This is a genomic window from Acinetobacter sp. 70_2 (assembly GCF_056736115.1).
This window is the reverse complement of sequence record NZ_JBWZIP010000015.1, coordinates 1091285-1108684: the sequence shown is the minus strand read 5'-3', so window position 1 is coordinate 1108684 and position 17400 is coordinate 1091285. Positions and strand designations below refer to the sequence as shown.

Sequence of the window (17400 nt, the reverse complement as noted above, 5' to 3'; positions counted from 1 at the left end):
ATTATTTTTGATATGTGTGTAACAAAAATCACTAATGTGTGGAAAAAGTGTGGAGATTTGCGGAAAAATACGCGTATCATAAATCAAATTTTTCTCGTGTTTTATTGCTATGTTCGAGTCAACCTTTACGTTTAATTGTCAAGATAAGCTTATTCTTGTGGTGGAAGATGACTATGATATTGGCGATATTATCGAGCATTATTTAAAACGCGAAGGCATGCGTGTCGTACGTGCCATGAATGGTAAACAGGCCATTGAAATACATGCAACTCAGCCTATTGATTTGGTCATACTCGATATAAAAATGCCCGAATTAAGTGGATGGGAAGTTCTAAATAAAATTCGGCAAAAAGCAGCTACACCTGTGATTATGCTAACTGCTTTAGATCAAGAAATTGATAAAGTCATGGCTCTAAGAATTGGGGCAGATGACTTTGTCGTAAAACCATTTAATCCCAATGAAGTGGTTGCACGTGTACAAGCAGTACTACGACGTACTCAACAAAACCAGCAAATGTCTAACCGCAATCTGATTTATAAAAATATTGAAGTAAATACCGAAATTCATACTGCTTATATATACTTAGGTAACAAGCAACAAGCGCTTAATTTGACCCTGACGGAATACAAAATTTTGCTATTGATGCTACCTCATCCACATAAAGTTTTTACCCGTTCTGAACTGATGAATCATTGCTTACCAGATCGTGATGCGCTTGAGCGTACAGTTGATAGCCATGTCAGTAAGCTACGAAAGAAAATGGAAGAGCTAGGTTTAGAGAACATGCTAATTAATGTTCGTGGGGTAGGCTACCGTTTGGATAATCCGCATGAAAAATAAAACTGGTATTAGTAAACAACTGATTATTGCTCTTAGCTTTACCAGTCTAATTGTTACGTTGAGTTCGCTCATATTAGGTTATGGTACTTATTATGTTGCGATCGAAGTTGGTCTTATTTCTCTTGAAAAATTAAAAGAAAGCGATGAGTTTTTCCACTATTTAGACGGCGTATGGTTATTCGCCGTGCTTTTGTTTGGTACAGCATTTTCAATTATTTTGGGGATTAAGCTTGCTCAACGTTTTATTGTGCCGATTAATCTATTAGCAGATGCAGCAAAAAAAATTAGTCAGGGTGATTTATCTGCACGTGTGGACAGTCCTGTGCATCATACTTCCGAAATTGCTGAACTGATGCATAATTTTAATGATATGGCTCAAAAGCTTGAAACTTCTGTACAAAACGCTCATGTCTGGAATGCTGCCATTGCCCATGAGCTAAGAACACCTGTCACAATTTTACAAGGACGGCTACAAGGTATTATCGATGGTGTCTTTAAACCCGAGCCGGCTTTATTTAAAAATTTACTGAGTCAAGTTGAAGGATTATCGAACCTTGTGGAGGACTTACGTACTTTAAGCCTATTTGAAAACCAGCAACTCAGACTTAATATTGAAACGATAAATTTTAATGAGACTGCCTATAAAGTCGTGCACATGTTTCAAGAAAAACTACAGACTGCTCAACTTAAAGTAACTTTCAATATTCAGGCACCAGAAGTGAAGTGCGATCATAGACGAATAGAACAAGTTTTAATTGCTTTACTTGATAATGCCACGCGATATGCAAATCCGGGCAAGTTAAAAATTTCAACCCAATATCATCAACATGATTGGGTTTTAGAAATAGAAGATGAAGGGCCAGGTATTTCAGCTGAGCACCATAAAGAATTATTTAATCCTTTTTTTCGGCTTGAGCAGTCAAGAAATAAAGAGCTAGGTGGAACTGGCTTAGGACTTTCAGTTGTACAAGCGCTGGTGATTGCACATAAAGGTCAGGTTGATTACATCAACCAAAATTCACACAGCATTTTTAAAATTAGCATTCCTCAACAAGAGGGAAATGAAATAACTTAACGCTTTCGTTAACAGAATTTGCATTTCTTGACTCGTGATTAACCTAAAAATGCGTTAAGTTACTTATAGATTTTTAAAGTAAATACTGATTTTTTATGATAATTGAGATAGAAACCCATCCACTACAACCATTTTTACCTGAAAATGCCCGCTTATTAATGTTAGGGAGTTTTCCGCCGCCCCGTAATAAATGGAAGATAGACTTTTACTATCCAAACTTTCAAAATGACATGTGGAGAATTTTTGGCTTAATCTTCTTCCAAGATAAAACCTATTTTTTAAGTGAAAATCAGAAAACATTTAATGAAGAACGGATCCGAAATTTCTTAACTGAAACAGGTATAGCCATTTTCGATACGGCTTATCAAATTAAACGCCTCAAAGGTAATGCTTCCGATAAATTTCTGGAAATTGTGACTCCAACAGATTTGGCTGCTTTACTTCAGCAAATTCCTTTATGTCAGACGATTATGACGACAGGTGACAAAGCCACTGATACCTTAATTTCGGTTTTACCTGAAAACACTGAAAAACCTTTAATTGGGACATCGACATCAACTTACTTTGCAGACCGTAATATTCATTTATATCGGTTACCATCCTCTTCTAGAGCATATCCATTAGCTCTTGAGAAGAAAGCGGAAGCCTATCAAAAATTCTTTAGTGAAATTGGATTCTTGTAATATTCAAAATTACATCATCCATTCAATGGGCAGGTAAGAAACAGCTTTAATCATTGTTCTTTGAAAGCGACTAGTCCCCGGGTCTTTATCATATTCAATAACTTGCCCATTGGACTGATAATCTAGCCAGATAATTTGCCCTTGGCTATTTATTTTTAGTTGATAGGCTACTTGCGGCAAATGCCGATCTAACATAACGGAAATTTGGGTTTGTAATTGGTTAGACTCAATCACTAAGCCAACTTCAGTATTTAAGTAAGTAGAGCGGGGGTCGAAGTTAAAAGAACCAATAAATACTTTGCCGTCTACATCAAAAAATTTAGCATGCAAACTTGATTTGTTTTTACCTTTTGCTGGTATAACACTACCCGTTACAATTTCGTACCAAGTTCTACGCCGCCGTTCTAGCACTGGTTTAAATTCATAAAGCTCAATGCCATTTTTAAGCATTTCTACGCGGTATTGGCTATAAAAAGCATGTACGATCGCAACATCATTCGCAGCAAAAGAGTTAGTTAAAGCACGAACTTTGATTCCTTCAACTCGCAGTTGCTTTAAATAATAAGTACCTTGTTGTGTCGGTACAAAATAAGCCGAAGCGAGTTCTAAGTGCTGCTTAGGTTTACCCATAATAGACATGATTTGCCCATAAAGCATTTCATGTTCAGTTGCAGTACCCAAAATCTTCTTAGGCGAGTCTGCCACAAAGTGTGCTTTAGACCACTGAATAGGGTTATGCTCTAAAAGCTCTTTTAAATAACTCTGCGCATCATAAAGCTTATCTTCAGTGAGGCTATGGTCTTCGTGGTGTAATTGTTCATAATGCTCTCTTAAAGCTTTTAAATGATGCTCAGCACAAGTTCCAATAATGTCAGTTACATTTACACTTAAGGTACTTTCCCAAAAATCGGCAAATACAGCTTGGGCATGTCTTACGGCGTCTCCATAGAACAAAATATCCATATCTGTAAATTGAAACTTACTGCTTGCTTCAAAATATTCACTACTAATATTTCTACCGCCTGTTACTGCAATCGAAGCATCAGCAATAATGAGCTTGTTATGCATGCGATGATTTACTTTTTTGAACCGAAAAATATAGTCAAAAATGCGTAGATATCGAAACTTATAAGGATTAAATAATCTAATTTCAAAATTGGTATGCTGTGAGAGACTTCTTAATATGCCATCAAGTTTTATGCCGTTTTGATCATCAATTAACAGTCGAACTTTTATTCCTCGATCTGCTGCCTTAAGCAATTCATGCAAGATGAGGTTACCCACAAAATCATTGGTCCAAATATAATATTGTAGATCTATGCTTTCCTTGGCATTTCTAATTAAATAGATACGTGAGGCGATACTCATAAATGCATCATCAAGGGCTACAAAGGCGGTAAGACCCTGACGCGTTTTTTCTTCTGCTGCATCATCATTCAACCAATTATTTGTCTTTATCACTATATCTTTCTCATTAGGATCATATCTATCTGTATAAGAAGGTAAATCAGTAAAACCCCAAGCACTTAAGGCCATATTACTATACTGTTGATATAGCTGATTGATCATGTAAGCATTTAATTCGCATCCAAGTTAGAGCTATCTGAGCATTCTTATATTCAATTTATATGTCAAAAATCACAATAACTGTATGATTTTGTTGTACTCTAAAAAACCATAAAATTAAAATTTATATAAAACAATGTATTAAATGATATTTTTAAAACATCATAAGAGGTCTATTTAGTGATCATTTTGACAATGTGAGCTGCATTTTACTGCAAGAAATTATTTCGATAATTTAGGAGTTTTAGCGATAAAATAGTGTCGTAATTCTCATTATTTTTATAAGTTGTGCTTTAATAAATAATCGAGCTGCACAAATTCACATTACTTACAATTAGTTCAATAACAACTACATTAAAACACATGATTTCTATCATACTTCCTTAAAAAGCTGAGTAAGCAACCTCCCAAGAATAGGAAGGAAAAGGAGATAGGAAATGCCACAATATTTAATGATTGCTGAAAAGGTATATAAGAAAATTGAAGAACAAGATCTTTTCTCTGATAGTCCCACTGAACACCTGAATAACTTAATAGGCGTAATTCGTAAAGAAACTAAAGGTACTAAATTTAAGCTTAAATATAACTTTATTGACTTCGAAGAATGTCTGACAAAACCACTAGATGAATGCGCCGTTAAGATTGATATTAGTCTAATGCCTAGTCATAAAAATAAGGATGAATATATTTTATGGTTAGCAGGATTTATAGAAAGAATGACTACAGGTGGGGAGACACAACTTCCGCCTATTTCAAAATTTATTCCTCCAGATTTTAAATTTAATAATGAGTTTGATAACTTTAAAAATTCATCAGTAACAGCACAGACAAGTGATGACGGTGAACTCATCATCAACTACTTTAAATCAGAAGCTTTTATAAAAATGATAAAAGAAGAAAAATAACTTAAAGAATATAGAAGTGTTTCCACCACACTTCTATGTATCGCTGTCAAAATTCAGCGACCGCCTTCTGGGGCGGTTTTTTTGATCTTAACAATCTATGTTGATATGGATCTATTCACATAAGTTTTCACTGTGTACATAATTCGCTTGTTCCCTATAAAAACAGATACAGAAATCAATGTTAGTTTTTAATTATCTTCATTCATGAAGGAGATATAGAAATTTTAAAATACATTCTTTTCAATTGAACCCGAGCTTTTCTCGTATTTTTCAAAAAAGATAGGGTAAAAGGCTCTCTTGTAGACAGTTTAGTCTAGATGTATTCTGAAGCTATAAAGAACTTTCATATGTGTTGGTTTTTTAAAAGGAGGTGTCTATGCTCCATAATTTTAGACAGTTTTTCTGTATGCACATCTGGGAATACGACTTTGATATTTCACATGATGAAGTTAGAGAGTGCAGGAAATGTGGGAAAATTCATAAGATGAAGAATTCCCATAAAATGACTTAAGATTAAAGTATTATACTTTTAATCATATTAAGTAAATTAAAGATAAGCTCAATAATTTAAAAGTATTGAGCTTATTTATGATTCATATAAAACCTATTAATTTACTTGGAATATAAATTAAAGTAGATCACAATTTAAAATAATAAATGGTTTCAACTTACATAATTTTGTATTAAATTTAAAAATAAATAACATTTTAATAAAAACTAAAAACTTATTTTTATAACTTTGATTTTATACTCATATTTTATAAGAAATTAATAAGGAGATAGAAATGCCAAAATACTTACTATTAGCAGAAAAAATTTCTAAAAATATTAAACAAGATCACACGAACAATCATCTGAAAAACTTAAATAATTTAATTATAGAAATAAAAAAAGCTATTACGGGTACTGAGTTGAAGTTTTTATATAATTTTTTTGATTTCGGAGGTGCTCTTCTTAACTTTCAAGAGGAACTACCTTTTAAGTTTGATATTAGTTTGCTTCCCAACTATAAAAGTGAGGAAGATTTTATTTTATGGTTAGCAGATTTCATTGATCGAATCACTATCGATACAAGTAAAGGAGATTACACAATAAAAAAGAGGTTAGCCATTCCCAGCTCTATTGTTGAAAAACTGATATGCAGACCTTAACCATATAGCTATTTCTAATAAATAAAAATATAAAAAGAACTGCCTTACTTATCGGCAGTTCTTTTTATATTTAAGTGATGACTACTTGATTTCTAAGGTTCTTGTCGAGGTGCAGAGTTCATGTCATGTCTGACTTTACTTATATTTTCATAAATAACTTTACGCATTCTATTTATTGCACCTAAAGGTTTATGTTCAGGTAAAGCATGCCAAGGCGTAAAGGAAAGATTTTCACAAAATTGATTTTGTTCAGGCGTATCAAAGTTTTGCTTTGGAATACGAATAGTCGCAACTTGATAAAAAGGTGCTTCTTTTTCTTTCCATTCTGTCATTGCATCTTCAACTTGCATTTGAGTTGAAGTTCTTGGTTGTATTAAAAATTCCATACAAACCTCTTGCTTCTGCAAGCTATCTTTTAAAGCCTCTCTTAAAAAATTATGGTTTGGATGATCAGGTAGAGCTGTAGACACCGCTGAGCAATTTCTTACAGAGTACTTAACAGCTTGACGGTCACTACCCAAACCGAGTTGATAGGGCACCATTGACCAGTAGCGTGCATATAAAGGATTAGAAATTTTAGAATTACGCGCTCCTACGGCATTCATTGTTCCCTTAATCCCTAAAGCAAACGGAATATGAAACTTTCTAAGAGTACTTTTACTATTAATATCGTGTATAAAAGAAAGATATCTTTGCCCATCATTCACAAAAAAGACTGGGTGATTGATCATAATAAAATCTTGGGTTGTGGCTTCTTTTTCACTTTCTAAAATTTTCTCGCCGGGTACACCTAAGACTTTTATAGCCATGCCACGGGCATCTTTTTCAATATCCGCTTGAGAGGCATCCTTGGATGCATTCGAAAAGCGAATCCACGCCTGATAGCTTTTATCGGGAACAAATACACCTTTTGCGAGTTGAGTTGGAATATTTTTAAGTACATGAAACTCGGCACGAACACAGCCATGTGCTTTCGGATGTGCATCTCTTAAGGCTTGGCCTGATGAGTATTCTTTTCGGATAGATTCTTCAATAACTGTCGATATTTGTTGTGCTGTCAGCTTTTCATTTGGCTGAAGTTTTTCACCCAAATACGTGTCTGGCTCTGGGTAAGATTTTGCAATACTAGAAGAAATAACAGTAGGTTTAGTATTCTTATAAAATGCGTTATCGTTGCAACCACTTAATAATGATAGCGCTGGAGTAAAAATAAGTAATACTCTAAAGTGCCTTAATTGAGAAAAATTTGGCATTCATTGCTCCTTATTGCAAAGTCCACTTTAGAATTAAAATAATGTGTTATTTTCTATTATTTTAAAGACAATAAGAATTATCTACTGTTAATAGATTAAACTCAATTGTTACTTATCTGAACAATATAAATAAAATTATTATTTAATATAAAGCTTCTTAAAACCATTAAGAGCAATATGACATGATAAATAATTCAGAAAATGTACAAAATAATTCTACTGTTTCACCTTATCCAATTACTCAAAATATACTTATTGATCGGTTCAGCCCAAGCTATTGGAGAATAGATGGTCCACAAAGCATGTCTTTTGCTATTACCAATTATGGCAATGGTTTTGAAGCATCTTTCCGCTCACGTATGACTACAGACTTAGCTGGTATTAGTTGGGACTCTTACGACTCTAAAGATCATAAATTGCTAGCTTATGAAACCAAGTATAGCTATTCGGGTGTGGTTTGGGACTTTGACATTGAGCTCTCACCCTCTATGCCTGTTTTAAATAATGAGTCATTAACCCCAACTCTAACAGTTTACTATAACGACAGTGGGGTAGATAAAATTGCGTATATTGTTTTGTTCAACTATGCGAATACTCCATCTTCAAGATCTGCCCATATTCATATTAACTGGGATACAGTCAAAGCAGGCTTCTCGGCCACAGATAGCTTTCCGGTTACCAATATTCAGCGAATTTCATTTTCAGCGTTTACAAGTAGCTATAACGCACACTCATCATTACCTTTAAGTCAGGCGGAAGATGGTTATATTCGAATTACCAATTCAGTCGTGACAGGTGCAAATGCAAAATTAAATCTAAGCCGAGTGGTAGTACCACAGCATAATTATGGTTTATGTACCAGTTATGACGACCATTACGATCTGAATCCACAACGAATCGTCAATAACATGACTGCTTTGGGATATCACGGTTTTATTAACCATTATTGTGGTATGTCGCACTATCCGGAAATGATCTGGAGAAGTGATATTAATAGATTTCAGATTCCAGACACCTTAGTGACTGGACAAGATGTTGTTAACCCATGTACCCGTAAATGGCATGAGAAATATGCCCAAGCGCTGCATAATGCAAATATGCAACCCGTTTTTGGGGTAAGTTTTGAAATGTATTCGCTAGGTGCAAATGAGTTTTGGGCACAGCGCGACTGGAATAGTAATTTGGGTAAAACAGGCTACCAGCCTCCAAGTTATTTCTTCAGTTTAAGCGATCAAAATGCTTTGGCATATTTACATAAAGTTTTTATTGAGTTTGCAGATACCATGGTGACGGGTGGATGTGATGTCAACATGCAAATTGGTGAGCCTTGGTGGTGGTATAACACTGATACAAACTTACCATGTATCTATGACTATCCAACTAAGTTAGCTTTTAATGCAGATACAGGCTTATATGCGCCAGACTTAGGGACAATCTATGAGGCGATGAATAAAACAGGAACACCGTATGATGAATTTAAAACATGGTTAAGAAATAAGTTAGGGCAGACCTGCCAAGATATCCGAACAGCGATTAAAGCAAAATATTCAAATGCTCAAGTGTGTCCATTAATTTTTTTCCCATCTATTCGCTCCCCAATACAAACCCTAGCAACTTATATCAACTATCCAAGTGAGCATTATTCATACCCTCATTTTGATTACATTATGACTGAAGCCTATGATTGGCTTTTAGAGGCTAAATTAGATTTAGCTCATCAAGCTGTTTCTCAAATACCAACCCAAGATTTAAATTATCCTACAAATAAAGTCGCTTATTTATCTGGTTTTGTACCCGATGCATCTATTGCTTATATCTATGGGTTTGATAAAAACAAGCCTTATCGAACACCAATCTGGCAACGGATTTTTGGTGATATGAAAAACAATGTTTCTTTAGGTTTAATGAAGCAGTTTATATGGGCCTATCCACAAGTAATGTTTGATTCCATAACAATTGATACGACTCAAGCACCAGACGGGTTCTTTGTTGAAAATACTCTCTATACACCTATTAGCGATAACACGCCATATCCACCGGATATTTACCTATAAGTAAAAATAAGCTGGTTATAAGTTAATGATTTGATAAGAAACCTCTTCAAGTAAGGGGTTTTCTTGTTTTTTAAATGTAGGCTTGCTTAGACGTATGTGACTGGCTATGCTGTAATGGATTGCTATGAAAGCCAATTTTAATTTAAGCAAAATTAAGCTCTTGTATTAGCGTTACATTATCTATTTTGTTCGAATATAAATACCAAATGATATAAAGGAAACCCAAAGATGAAATCTCGTGCAGCTGTCGCCTTTGCCCCAGGAAAACCTTTAGAAATTGTTGAAATTGATGTTGCACCACCCAAAGCGGGAGAGGTTTTAATCAAGATTACCCATACTGGTGTATGCCATACCGATGCTTTTACACTGTCTGGTGATGATCCTGAAGGTGTTTTCCCAGCAATTTTAGGTCATGAAGGTGCAGGGGTGGTTGTTGAAGTCGGTGAAGGTGTAACAAGCCTTCAACCGGGTGATCATGTTATTCCGCTTTATACAGCAGAATGTAAAGAATGCTTATTCTGTAAATCTGGAAAAACTAACCTGTGTGTTGCTGTACGTGCCACTCAAGGTAAAGGCGTTATGCCGGATGGCACCACACGTTTTTCATATAATGGTGAGCCGATTTACCACTATATGGGTTGTTCAACCTTTAGTGAATATACGGTAGTAGCCGAAGTATCTTTAGCTAAGATCAATCCTGAGGCAAATCACGAGCAAGTATGCTTGCTGGGCTGTGGTGTGACGACTGGTATTGGCGCCGTGCATAACACAGCTAAAGTACAAGAAGGTGATTCGGTTGCAGTATTTGGCTTAGGGGGTATTGGTTTAGCTGTTGTACAAGGTGCACGTCAGGCAAAAGCAGGGCGTATTATTGTAATTGACACAAACCCAGATAAATTTGAACTTGCTAAACAGTTTGGTGCTACAGATTTCTTAAATCCAAAAGATTATGACCAACCGATTCAACAAGTCATTGTAGAAATGACAGGCTGGGGGGTAGATCACTCATTTGAATGTATTGGTAACGTCAATGTTATGCGCTCGGCTCTAGAGTGTGCACATCGTGGTTGGGGACAATCCGTCATTATTGGTGTTGCGGGTGCAGGCCAAGAAATTTCAACTCGTCCGTTCCAGTTAGTTACTGGCCGTAAATGGTTAGGTACAGCATTTGGTGGTGTGAAAGGACGTTCACAACTTCCTAAAATGGTCGAAGATGCTATGAAAGGTGAAATTCAGCTCGAACCTTTTGTAACGCATACCATGCCTTTACAAGACATTAATACCGCTTTTGATTTAATGCACGAAGGTAAATCAATCCGTACAGTCATTCATTTCTAAATGAAATAAAAAAAGGGCTGTTGTGATTCAGCCCTTTTTTACGCTTCATAGTTTTATATTTCAAATAGCATTACCGCACATGTCAGTTGTACCCCGAGGGTAGTTGAACTGTAGCGAATTACGGTCTGTAATGAGTTCGTTAGACAACTCTTGGCCAAATAATTGATTAGAATATATTCCTATACTACTTGAGGCAGAAAAACGTATATTCTCAAGTGGAGCAGGCAAAGTAGATTGATACCCCTGATCAACACCATTTATAATAAAGCCAACCTGCTTAGTGTTCTGATTAATATATATACCTAATCTTTGGTATCCATTTGAATTGTTTGTCATATTTTGCCCCTTATAGTATGGATTGTCAGGGCCGCTGTCATCACTAAGTCGGTAGGCTACATAATAGTGTAATCTAGCTGGATTCTCACCAAAATCTGGATCATAACTCCCCATATTAAACCAATAATTAGATCTAACTGTATAACCATTATTTGTTATCCCACTAAATCCAATGCTAGATGAGTAATAACTAGAATTTCCAAGTGATGAGTTCCCAAGAGCTGATACTGGAATCTTATGCTCCATTTCAAATGCAATAATACCTGTATGGGGTATAGTTAAATCTCCAATCTCATTAGTCGAATTAAGATTAGCTTTACTTGTAGCTACATAATTTAAATCGCCATACTCACTTTCTAATCTAGGCTCCACTTTAAAACCAAACTTTTGCCCACTTATTATTGGAAATATTTTCATAGACCAATAGTCAGAGTGTTCACTATTCCATAAATCATAATCTTCTTGAGTCGCATCAAAATTATATTTGCAGACTGGGGCAGAGGAATTAGGGGTATTCATTTGAGTCAAGAGGGGTTGAGATACTAATTTTTCATTCTTTGTAGTTGATGAAATGCTTTTAGATGCGACTTTTTGGTTAGATTCATTGCGCGGTGTTGCATTGGTATTATCAGAAGATACTTCATACATGGCCCAGCATAATGTAATTGCACTAACCGCAACGATACCTATTTTTTTCATAGATGTTCCTATAAAGTTAAGTATTAAGTTCTTAGAAAGTATTGATAAAAAGTTATTATTAGTTTTTAAATATTTGATATTTTTGAGTTTATAAACTATTGAATATGATTAATCATATTCAATAGTTACAGTTGCCATAGCACGAACTTTACCAGGTGTAACATTCGTTGCTGTTTGATAGTAGCGGGCAGTCATCGGTACGTTATATTGAAGTGTCTGATTAGAAGACAATGTACCTAAAGCGAGCTTATCTCCTTTTTTGATGACTTGATTTTTATTTTGATAATTCCAAAGTAACTGAACGCCTACACCGTTTGCTTTTTCAGAAGCTGCAGCTGTATTCGCTAAAACCTGATTGTTTGTACCATCTTGAGTAAAGTCATAGGTCAAACTAATAAGGTTTTTCTCTTCATAGCCGGTAGGGTTAATACCACCATTACAGAGAATATTCATATCAAAGGTTTGTTCACCTTGAGTTGAACCCACACCTTTAAAACCAGCTTTGGTAACTGTAGGAAGCTGTACAACCTTGTTAATGTTACCTTGTATTTCACATGAAGAAGATGCAATCGTAATCGCATTGGCATTAACAGTACTTGTTAAGAAAGGTTTATCTGGAAAGCCACGGACATAATAGCTACTGTATCTACCAGGTACTAAAGTCCCAGAACCTGTTTGTGATGCAATTTTAATGATTTCCACCACAAAATAACCCGACGCTAAAAAACGTCTACCAGAGATTCCACCACGTTGATAAGGGTAATAACCAGAAAAGTTCGCATTATTTTCTGCTTCACGGTACAGGCGAATACCAATACCAGGAATATTGGTGGTATAGATGCTATTGCCTAAAGAGCTTAATGGATAAGCTTGCGTTAATTCAGCAATTACTGAATCCGTATAGTCACAATACCAAGCTTCTGTACCGTTACTACTAATAGGAAAAGTCGCTTTTCTTAAAACTGCACCGACTGGGTCGCTAGGGCGCACAACGACACGACCCACCGCCATAAGAACATCATTGGGCTTATAGTTAACTATAGTACAGGCTGCATTAGCTTCACCATACACACCAAAGCCAGCAGTAAATAGAGCACCCGTTAATAATATTCTTTTCATTTGCAGACAGCCTCCGTCATTACCACGCTTTGTTGCTTATTTTGTAGCTGGTTACTTACATTGTACTCAACCGAACAACGCTCATTGCTTTCATCACCCCATTTTACATAGAGGCGATCTTGAGCTTGCGGGGTACGTAAGTAAATCATACTACCTTGTGCAACAATACCTACAGCTTCATCTTTTTGGTTAAAGACTTGTGCAGCAAACGGTAGGCTGTTGCCATCTACAGTTTTACTTTTAATATAAACTGCATAACCAGTTTTGGTTGCAAAGTCTACTTTAGCAATTGCGCCAGCAAATGGAGCAATACGTTGACTCGTTTCTTCAAGTTCTACTTTGCTAGACATTTCTTGAGGGTCAAGCGTAATGTCATTAAGACGGTATGGAGTAACATAAGGAACTACCGCATAACCTGCTTTATTTACACTTAGACCAACCGTATTATTTACTTTTGCTCCAGCTGCATCAGGTGCGTGTACAAGTACCATTGTTTGACCTTGTTCAGGGCCAAATAACACACCTTCTGAGTGAGCAACAATACTACCGCTTAAGCTCACCATTGCTTGCTGATAAGAGTCAGCTACGCTATAAGAACCGCCAACAGTTGTATAGTTAGTACGATAACGACCATTTACGTTAAATGTTGGGTTTGTATAGTCTTGATGCGACATTGACGCACCATAACTAAAGCGATCACCCACCATACCACTTGCACCTACTGTACGACTATCTTCAGATGCAGTAATGTTGACATTGACTGAGTTCTTCTTGAAGTTCATTGGGAAAGACAATGTCATTAAGTACTGAGTATCACGTGATTGAGTATTTGAACCATATTCAACTTGACGGTTAATCGCAGACAAGCCATAAGTTAAACCATGGTAATTGTTGCTATAACCAATTTGATACTGTTTAGTCGTTTCGCTACGGTTCCAATAATCAACCCATGAACCTACCATATAAAAGTTACCCCAACCCTCAGGAAGGCCTTGGTTTAAGGTAATTTGGAATTCACTACGTTGGCGACCAGCAGAATAGGTATTTATGCCTTTGTCTTCTAAATCACGAATAAGCAGGGCATCACGCAATCTATAGAAGTTTTCAGTTGAGTAGCGATAAGCAGCAAGTGTTAAATTCGTATTGGTTGGAGTAATTAATTTACTATAACTTAAACGGAAACTTTGCCCTGACTGGGAAGCTTGTTTTTCAAAGTCAGCTTCAGAGTGGGTAACGTCAAATGCAATTGCACCAATAGGTGTTGCGAAAGCGGCACCTAGCAATAAAGCTGTATAATTTTCAGAAGCCTGAATTCCGGTATAACCTGTTAAATAGTTGTTAATACCTTGTTGATATTTACCCTGAACCACCCACGGATTAAGATCAATATCACGATCACGGAATTGACCTACAGTTAAAGAATAACGGTTCATACCAGGACGTAACATCTGTACAACAGATGCATACGGCACGGCAAATTTTTGAATCTCACCATTTGCTTCAATAACAGTAACTTCAATCTCACCACCAAAACCAGTTGGGTATAGGTCGTTAATTTCAAAGTTACCCGGTGCTACTGTTGTTTGATAAATAAGTTGACCTTGTTGGCGAACTTCAATTTTTGCATTGGTTTTAGCATTACCACGAATACGTGGAGCATAGCCAAGCATACTATTTGGCAGCATTCGATCATCACTTGAGAAATCGATACCGCGATAGCCATAAGAATCAAATACTTCGCCGTTGGTAAAGCTATCCCCAAGTGTTAACACACCACGATATTTTGGAAATGCTCGCTGCAGGTAAGTACTTGTTTCTTCGTAACTTGATTTAGACTGATTTTCAGCAGGTGTATCTTGCCACTGCCACTGACCGTTATGACGTAATTGCCAGCCACCTAAATTTAGTCCGGCAGTGATTCCCATAAATGCATTTGACGTTTCACTTCTATCATTAGAATGAGTAAACGTCTTATAAGCACTACCACTATAAGATAAAAAGCCTGCATTAATACCACGATCCCACACACTTGGATCGACATAACCTTGCGCATTTTTTTGTAATGCGACTTGAGGAATTGAGATATCTACACGTAAGCGAGAGTTATCAAACTCATAAAATGCGTTTTCTACCCATTCTTCAATTTTGTAGCAAGTATTATTTTCTTTTTGAAGGGGAGCATGCTTAGTCAAAATCTCTTGTTTTACGCCGTATTCAAGAAGATTCATTCCTGTAAAGCAAGTCACCGCATTTTGCGTTGGATCTACAGCTTTAAAAACCATGCGACGTTTACCAAACCATTGGCCATTTACATATACGTCAACGTTGTATTCGCCAGGTAAAACAGGATTGCCATATTTAAAGCGAGAAATATCAACTTTTTTTGCATCGCCAATTAAAAAAGCAGAATCAAACTCAGCTTCCACAGGAGCACTCGCAGCTGTTTCTTCAGCGTGCACGAATACAGGCATTGTCATTGTAACAACACCAGAAGCCAAGTAATAACAAATATGGCGTTTTAATAATTTATAAGATTCTTGCCGTTTTTTTGGCATAGCTAAGTCCGCCTACTCACATAATAGGTGCTTAAAATTTATTAAAAATATAAATCTGATTATTGAAGTTTTATTGAATGTTCGACTCGACCACCGTAGTCATTCACATTAATAAAACTCATATCCTGAAGATTGCCGTTCTTAAGCTGAACAGATGCATCAGAAAAAGGCTTAACCATGAGCCCTTCAGGTAATAAATCAACTTTTTTATCACCCACTTTCTGAAAAACAGAAGTCATCGTGATATGAAAAGGTGTTGGATTTTTTACCGTTAAGTTTTGACCAGATTTAACCCATTGAAGCTTATCTGCTGCTAAGTTCGCGTCATCTTTAATCGAAGCTGGACGATAGAAGAATTTAATACGTGAGCGAATGGCTAATTGCAGAAAATTATCAGGTGTCGTATCTGAACTTTTTGAAGTTGGTCTTGGAGGAATATCCAAAACGTTTAACCACAAAACAGTTTCTTGCTTCTGATTTAACTGAGAAGCAGTGGGTAAAGCAGTGATACGGAAAGTCTGACTTTTTGTTGCTTCAACACGAGAAATTGGAGGAGCAATCATAAAAGGAACTTTTGATTGATCCGGAGTACTTTTTGGGTCGCCTTCATCAATCCAAGCTTGGACAAGAGCTGGTTTTGAACCGTTATTGCTAACTTGTAGCGTAACTTCGCGAGCATCCGAAGGATAAATCACACGAGTGCCATGAATTACAATTTCTGCATGAGAGGCAGGTGCGGCTACCGCTGAAGCAAATGCCAAACCTAACAAAAAATTATAACTGTTCAATTTCATTTCAGGAGTCTCAACCAAGGAAGTTCGGGAAAGCGTTACACAAAAATAGGGTCTCTATAGGAATATAGAAACCCTACCATCCATCAATTATTGATAGATAATTGTGTATTGAACAGAAGTGTTCACTTTACCAGCAGTAGAAGCGCCAGTTGCATAGTATTCAGCATAGTAGTTAAGGTCTGCACTACCAGCTTTAGCAACGTCAACCCACTGAGAGTTTGCTTGAGCGCCATTTGCACCAGCAGCAAGAACTGGGATTACTTGGTTGTTGCTACCTAAAAGTTGAACGTTAACGTTTTTAGCACCAGTAGCGTCTTGGTTAAGTAAACGACCAGTATTGAAGTCAACCGTTGCACCTGGTTCGAAGTAAGTCGCAACTTTACCTTCTGAACAGTTAGCTAATTTGATTTGGAAAGGAGTACGGCCAGCAACGTTACCAGCAGCAGCTAAAGTTTGTTTAGAAACAGTTGGAAGAGTAACTGTGAAGTCTTTACCAGCAGGTGTAACGATGTCACAAGTTTTGTCTGTTACTAAACCATTAATTGTAATTGTACCATCAGCAGCTTGAGCGTTCGCAATCCCTACAACTGAAAGAGCAGCGATCAAAGCAAGTTTTTTCATAGTGTTTTCTCAAAAGTCTGGATAAAAGTTTAATCTGTTACTTTTCCAGAAGTTGGCATCTTGAAAAGTAATGCGGCGATACTAACACTTTTTAAACAAAATGCAAACTTCATCACACTATTTTTACATAATAAGAAAAATTTTTGATCATTTGATTTATAATAATGAATGCTATTTTTAATATAAGTTGCTGTTTTTAATATAAAAATTAAATAATATCTGGCTATAAAAACAACTGTAAAAGAAGCAATACAATTAAGGGAAATTATTTTAAGGAAAATTTAATGAAGTGATTATATAGAACTATTTATCTTTGTGTTTGAAAAAACGTGAATAATTTAACATTTTTTTGGAGAAAAGAGCGAATTTTTAATTTCGGCTAGATTGCCGTATGAAAATCGGAAATTCGC

Annotated in this window: 14 protein-coding genes; 7 read left to right on the top strand and 7 right to left on the bottom strand. The window is 36.1% G+C overall.

What is annotated here, in order from left to right; translation table 11 throughout:
* The first annotated feature begins 109 nt into the window (after positions 1 to 109).
* From adeR to AC1PJ9_RS14220, 3 genes are all read left to right on the top strand, one after another.
* Positions 110 to 841, top strand: coding sequence for an efflux system response regulator transcription factor AdeR (adeR, locus tag AC1PJ9_RS14230; protein WP_311087617.1), 732 nt, complete (start codon positions 110 to 112; stop codon positions 839 to 841).
* On the top strand, positions 831 to 1916 hold the full coding sequence (gene adeS / locus AC1PJ9_RS14225; protein WP_311087616.1) for a two-component sensor histidine kinase AdeS: 1086 nt from the start codon (positions 831 to 833) through the stop codon (positions 1914 to 1916). The genes adeR and adeS overlap by 11 nt, the downstream gene beginning before the upstream one ends.
* A 95-nt stretch (positions 1917 to 2011) precedes the next feature.
* Positions 2012 to 2599 carry a uracil-DNA glycosylase family protein gene (locus AC1PJ9_RS14220; protein ID WP_311087615.1) on the top strand — a complete coding sequence of 196 codons (588 nt, stop codon included), beginning with the start codon at positions 2012 to 2014 and terminating at the stop codon, positions 2597 to 2599.
* A gap of 9 nt (positions 2600 to 2608) precedes the next feature.
* Here the strand turns inward: AC1PJ9_RS14220 and AC1PJ9_RS14215 are convergent, their stop codons facing one another.
* A complete protein-coding gene (locus AC1PJ9_RS14215; RefSeq protein ID WP_311087614.1) occupies positions 2609 to 4168 on the bottom strand; it encodes a phospholipase D family protein in 1560 nt (519 codons plus the stop codon).
* Between the two features lie 434 nt (positions 4169 to 4602).
* On the opposite strand from AC1PJ9_RS14215, the gene AC1PJ9_RS14210 reads away from it, so the two are divergent.
* Complete coding sequence (locus AC1PJ9_RS14210) at positions 4603 to 5070, top strand: hypothetical protein (protein ID WP_311087613.1); 468 nt, start codon at positions 4603 to 4605, stop codon at positions 5068 to 5070.
* A 785-nt stretch (positions 5071 to 5855) separates the two neighbouring features.
* Positions 5856 to 6221: a hypothetical protein gene (locus AC1PJ9_RS14205; RefSeq protein WP_311087612.1), complete on the top strand. Its 366-nt coding sequence runs from the start codon at positions 5856 to 5858 to the stop codon at positions 6219 to 6221.
* A gap of 92 nt (positions 6222 to 6313) precedes the next feature.
* On the opposite strand, the gene AC1PJ9_RS14200 is transcribed toward AC1PJ9_RS14205, so the two are convergent.
* Positions 6314 to 7474 (bottom strand): catalase family protein, encoded by a 1161-nt coding sequence (locus AC1PJ9_RS14200; RefSeq protein ID WP_311087611.1) that lies wholly within the window; start codon positions 7472 to 7474, stop codon positions 6314 to 6316.
* Between the two features lie 182 nt (positions 7475 to 7656).
* On the opposite strand from AC1PJ9_RS14200, the gene AC1PJ9_RS14195 reads away from it, so the two are divergent.
* Both AC1PJ9_RS14195 and AC1PJ9_RS14190 read left to right on the top strand, forming a co-directional pair.
* Positions 7657 to 9528, top strand: a complete 1872-nt coding sequence (locus AC1PJ9_RS14195) for a non-contractile tail sheath protein (RefSeq protein WP_311087610.1) — start codon at positions 7657 to 7659, stop codon at positions 9526 to 9528.
* A 228-nt stretch (positions 9529 to 9756) separates the two neighbouring features.
* Complete coding sequence (locus tag AC1PJ9_RS14190) at positions 9757 to 10866, top strand: S-(hydroxymethyl)glutathione dehydrogenase/class III alcohol dehydrogenase (protein WP_311087609.1); 1110 nt, start codon at positions 9757 to 9759, stop codon at positions 10864 to 10866.
* Between the two features lie 60 nt (positions 10867 to 10926).
* Here the strand turns inward: AC1PJ9_RS14190 and AC1PJ9_RS14185 are convergent, their stop codons facing one another.
* From AC1PJ9_RS14185 to AC1PJ9_RS14165, 5 genes are all read right to left on the bottom strand, one after another.
* Positions 10927 to 11901 carry a DUF4882 family protein gene (locus AC1PJ9_RS14185; protein WP_311087608.1) on the bottom strand — a complete coding sequence of 325 codons (975 nt, stop codon included), beginning with the start codon at positions 11899 to 11901 and terminating at the stop codon, positions 10927 to 10929.
* A gap of 108 nt (positions 11902 to 12009) precedes the next feature.
* Positions 12010 to 13020, bottom strand: coding sequence for a fimbrial protein (locus AC1PJ9_RS14180; protein WP_311087607.1), 1011 nt, complete (start codon positions 13018 to 13020; stop codon positions 12010 to 12012).
* Positions 13017 to 15575: a fimbria/pilus outer membrane usher protein gene (locus AC1PJ9_RS14175; protein WP_311087606.1), complete on the bottom strand. Its 2559-nt coding sequence runs from the start codon at positions 15573 to 15575 to the stop codon at positions 13017 to 13019. The genes AC1PJ9_RS14180 and AC1PJ9_RS14175 overlap by 4 nt, the downstream gene beginning before the upstream one ends.
* A gap of 59 nt (positions 15576 to 15634) precedes the next feature.
* Positions 15635 to 16369 (bottom strand): fimbrial biogenesis chaperone, encoded by a 735-nt coding sequence (locus AC1PJ9_RS14170; RefSeq protein ID WP_263613740.1) that lies wholly within the window; start codon positions 16367 to 16369, stop codon positions 15635 to 15637.
* A gap of 87 nt (positions 16370 to 16456) precedes the next feature.
* Complete coding sequence (locus AC1PJ9_RS14165; RefSeq protein WP_000731816.1) at positions 16457 to 16990, bottom strand: fimbrial protein; 534 nt, start codon at positions 16988 to 16990, stop codon at positions 16457 to 16459.
* Positions 16991 to 17400: the final 410 nt, after the last annotated feature.

What these genes read in the sequence shown, in the direction of transcription:
- AC1PJ9_RS14205 (WP_311087612.1), top strand. Translation starts at nt 5,856, where the DNA reads ATGCCAAAATACTTACTATTAGCAGAAAAAATTTCTAAAAATATTAAA.
- AC1PJ9_RS14200 (WP_311087611.1), bottom strand. Translation starts at nt 7,474, where the DNA reads ATGCCAAATTTTTCTCAATTAAGGCACTTTAGAGTATTACTTATTTTT.
- AC1PJ9_RS14215 (WP_311087614.1), bottom strand. Translation starts at nt 4,168, where the DNA reads ATGATCAATCAGCTATATCAACAGTATAGTAATATGGCCTTAAGTGCT.
- AC1PJ9_RS14210 (WP_311087613.1), top strand. Translation starts at nt 4,603, where the DNA reads ATGCCACAATATTTAATGATTGCTGAAAAGGTATATAAGAAAATTGAA.
- AC1PJ9_RS14185 (WP_311087608.1), bottom strand. Translation starts at nt 11,901, where the DNA reads ATGAAAAAAATAGGTATCGTTGCGGTTAGTGCAATTACATTATGCTGG.
- AC1PJ9_RS14170 (WP_263613740.1), bottom strand. Translation starts at nt 16,369, where the DNA reads ATGAAATTGAACAGTTATAATTTTTTGTTAGGTTTGGCATTTGCTTCA.
- AC1PJ9_RS14195 (WP_311087610.1), top strand. Translation starts at nt 7,657, where the DNA reads ATGATAAATAATTCAGAAAATGTACAAAATAATTCTACTGTTTCACCT.
- AC1PJ9_RS14175 (WP_311087606.1), bottom strand. Translation starts at nt 15,575, where the DNA reads ATGCCAAAAAAACGGCAAGAATCTTATAAATTATTAAAACGCCATATT.
- AC1PJ9_RS14190 (WP_311087609.1), top strand. Translation starts at nt 9,757, where the DNA reads ATGAAATCTCGTGCAGCTGTCGCCTTTGCCCCAGGAAAACCTTTAGAA.
- adeR (WP_311087617.1), top strand. Translation starts at nt 110, where the DNA reads ATGTTCGAGTCAACCTTTACGTTTAATTGTCAAGATAAGCTTATTCTT.
- adeS (WP_311087616.1), top strand. Translation starts at nt 831, where the DNA reads ATGAAAAATAAAACTGGTATTAGTAAACAACTGATTATTGCTCTTAGC.
- AC1PJ9_RS14180 (WP_311087607.1), bottom strand. Translation starts at nt 13,020, where the DNA reads ATGAAAAGAATATTATTAACGGGTGCTCTATTTACTGCTGGCTTTGGT.
- AC1PJ9_RS14165 (WP_000731816.1), bottom strand. Translation starts at nt 16,990, where the DNA reads ATGAAAAAACTTGCTTTGATCGCTGCTCTTTCAGTTGTAGGGATTGCG.
- AC1PJ9_RS14220 (WP_311087615.1), top strand. Translation starts at nt 2,012, where the DNA reads ATGATAATTGAGATAGAAACCCATCCACTACAACCATTTTTACCTGAA.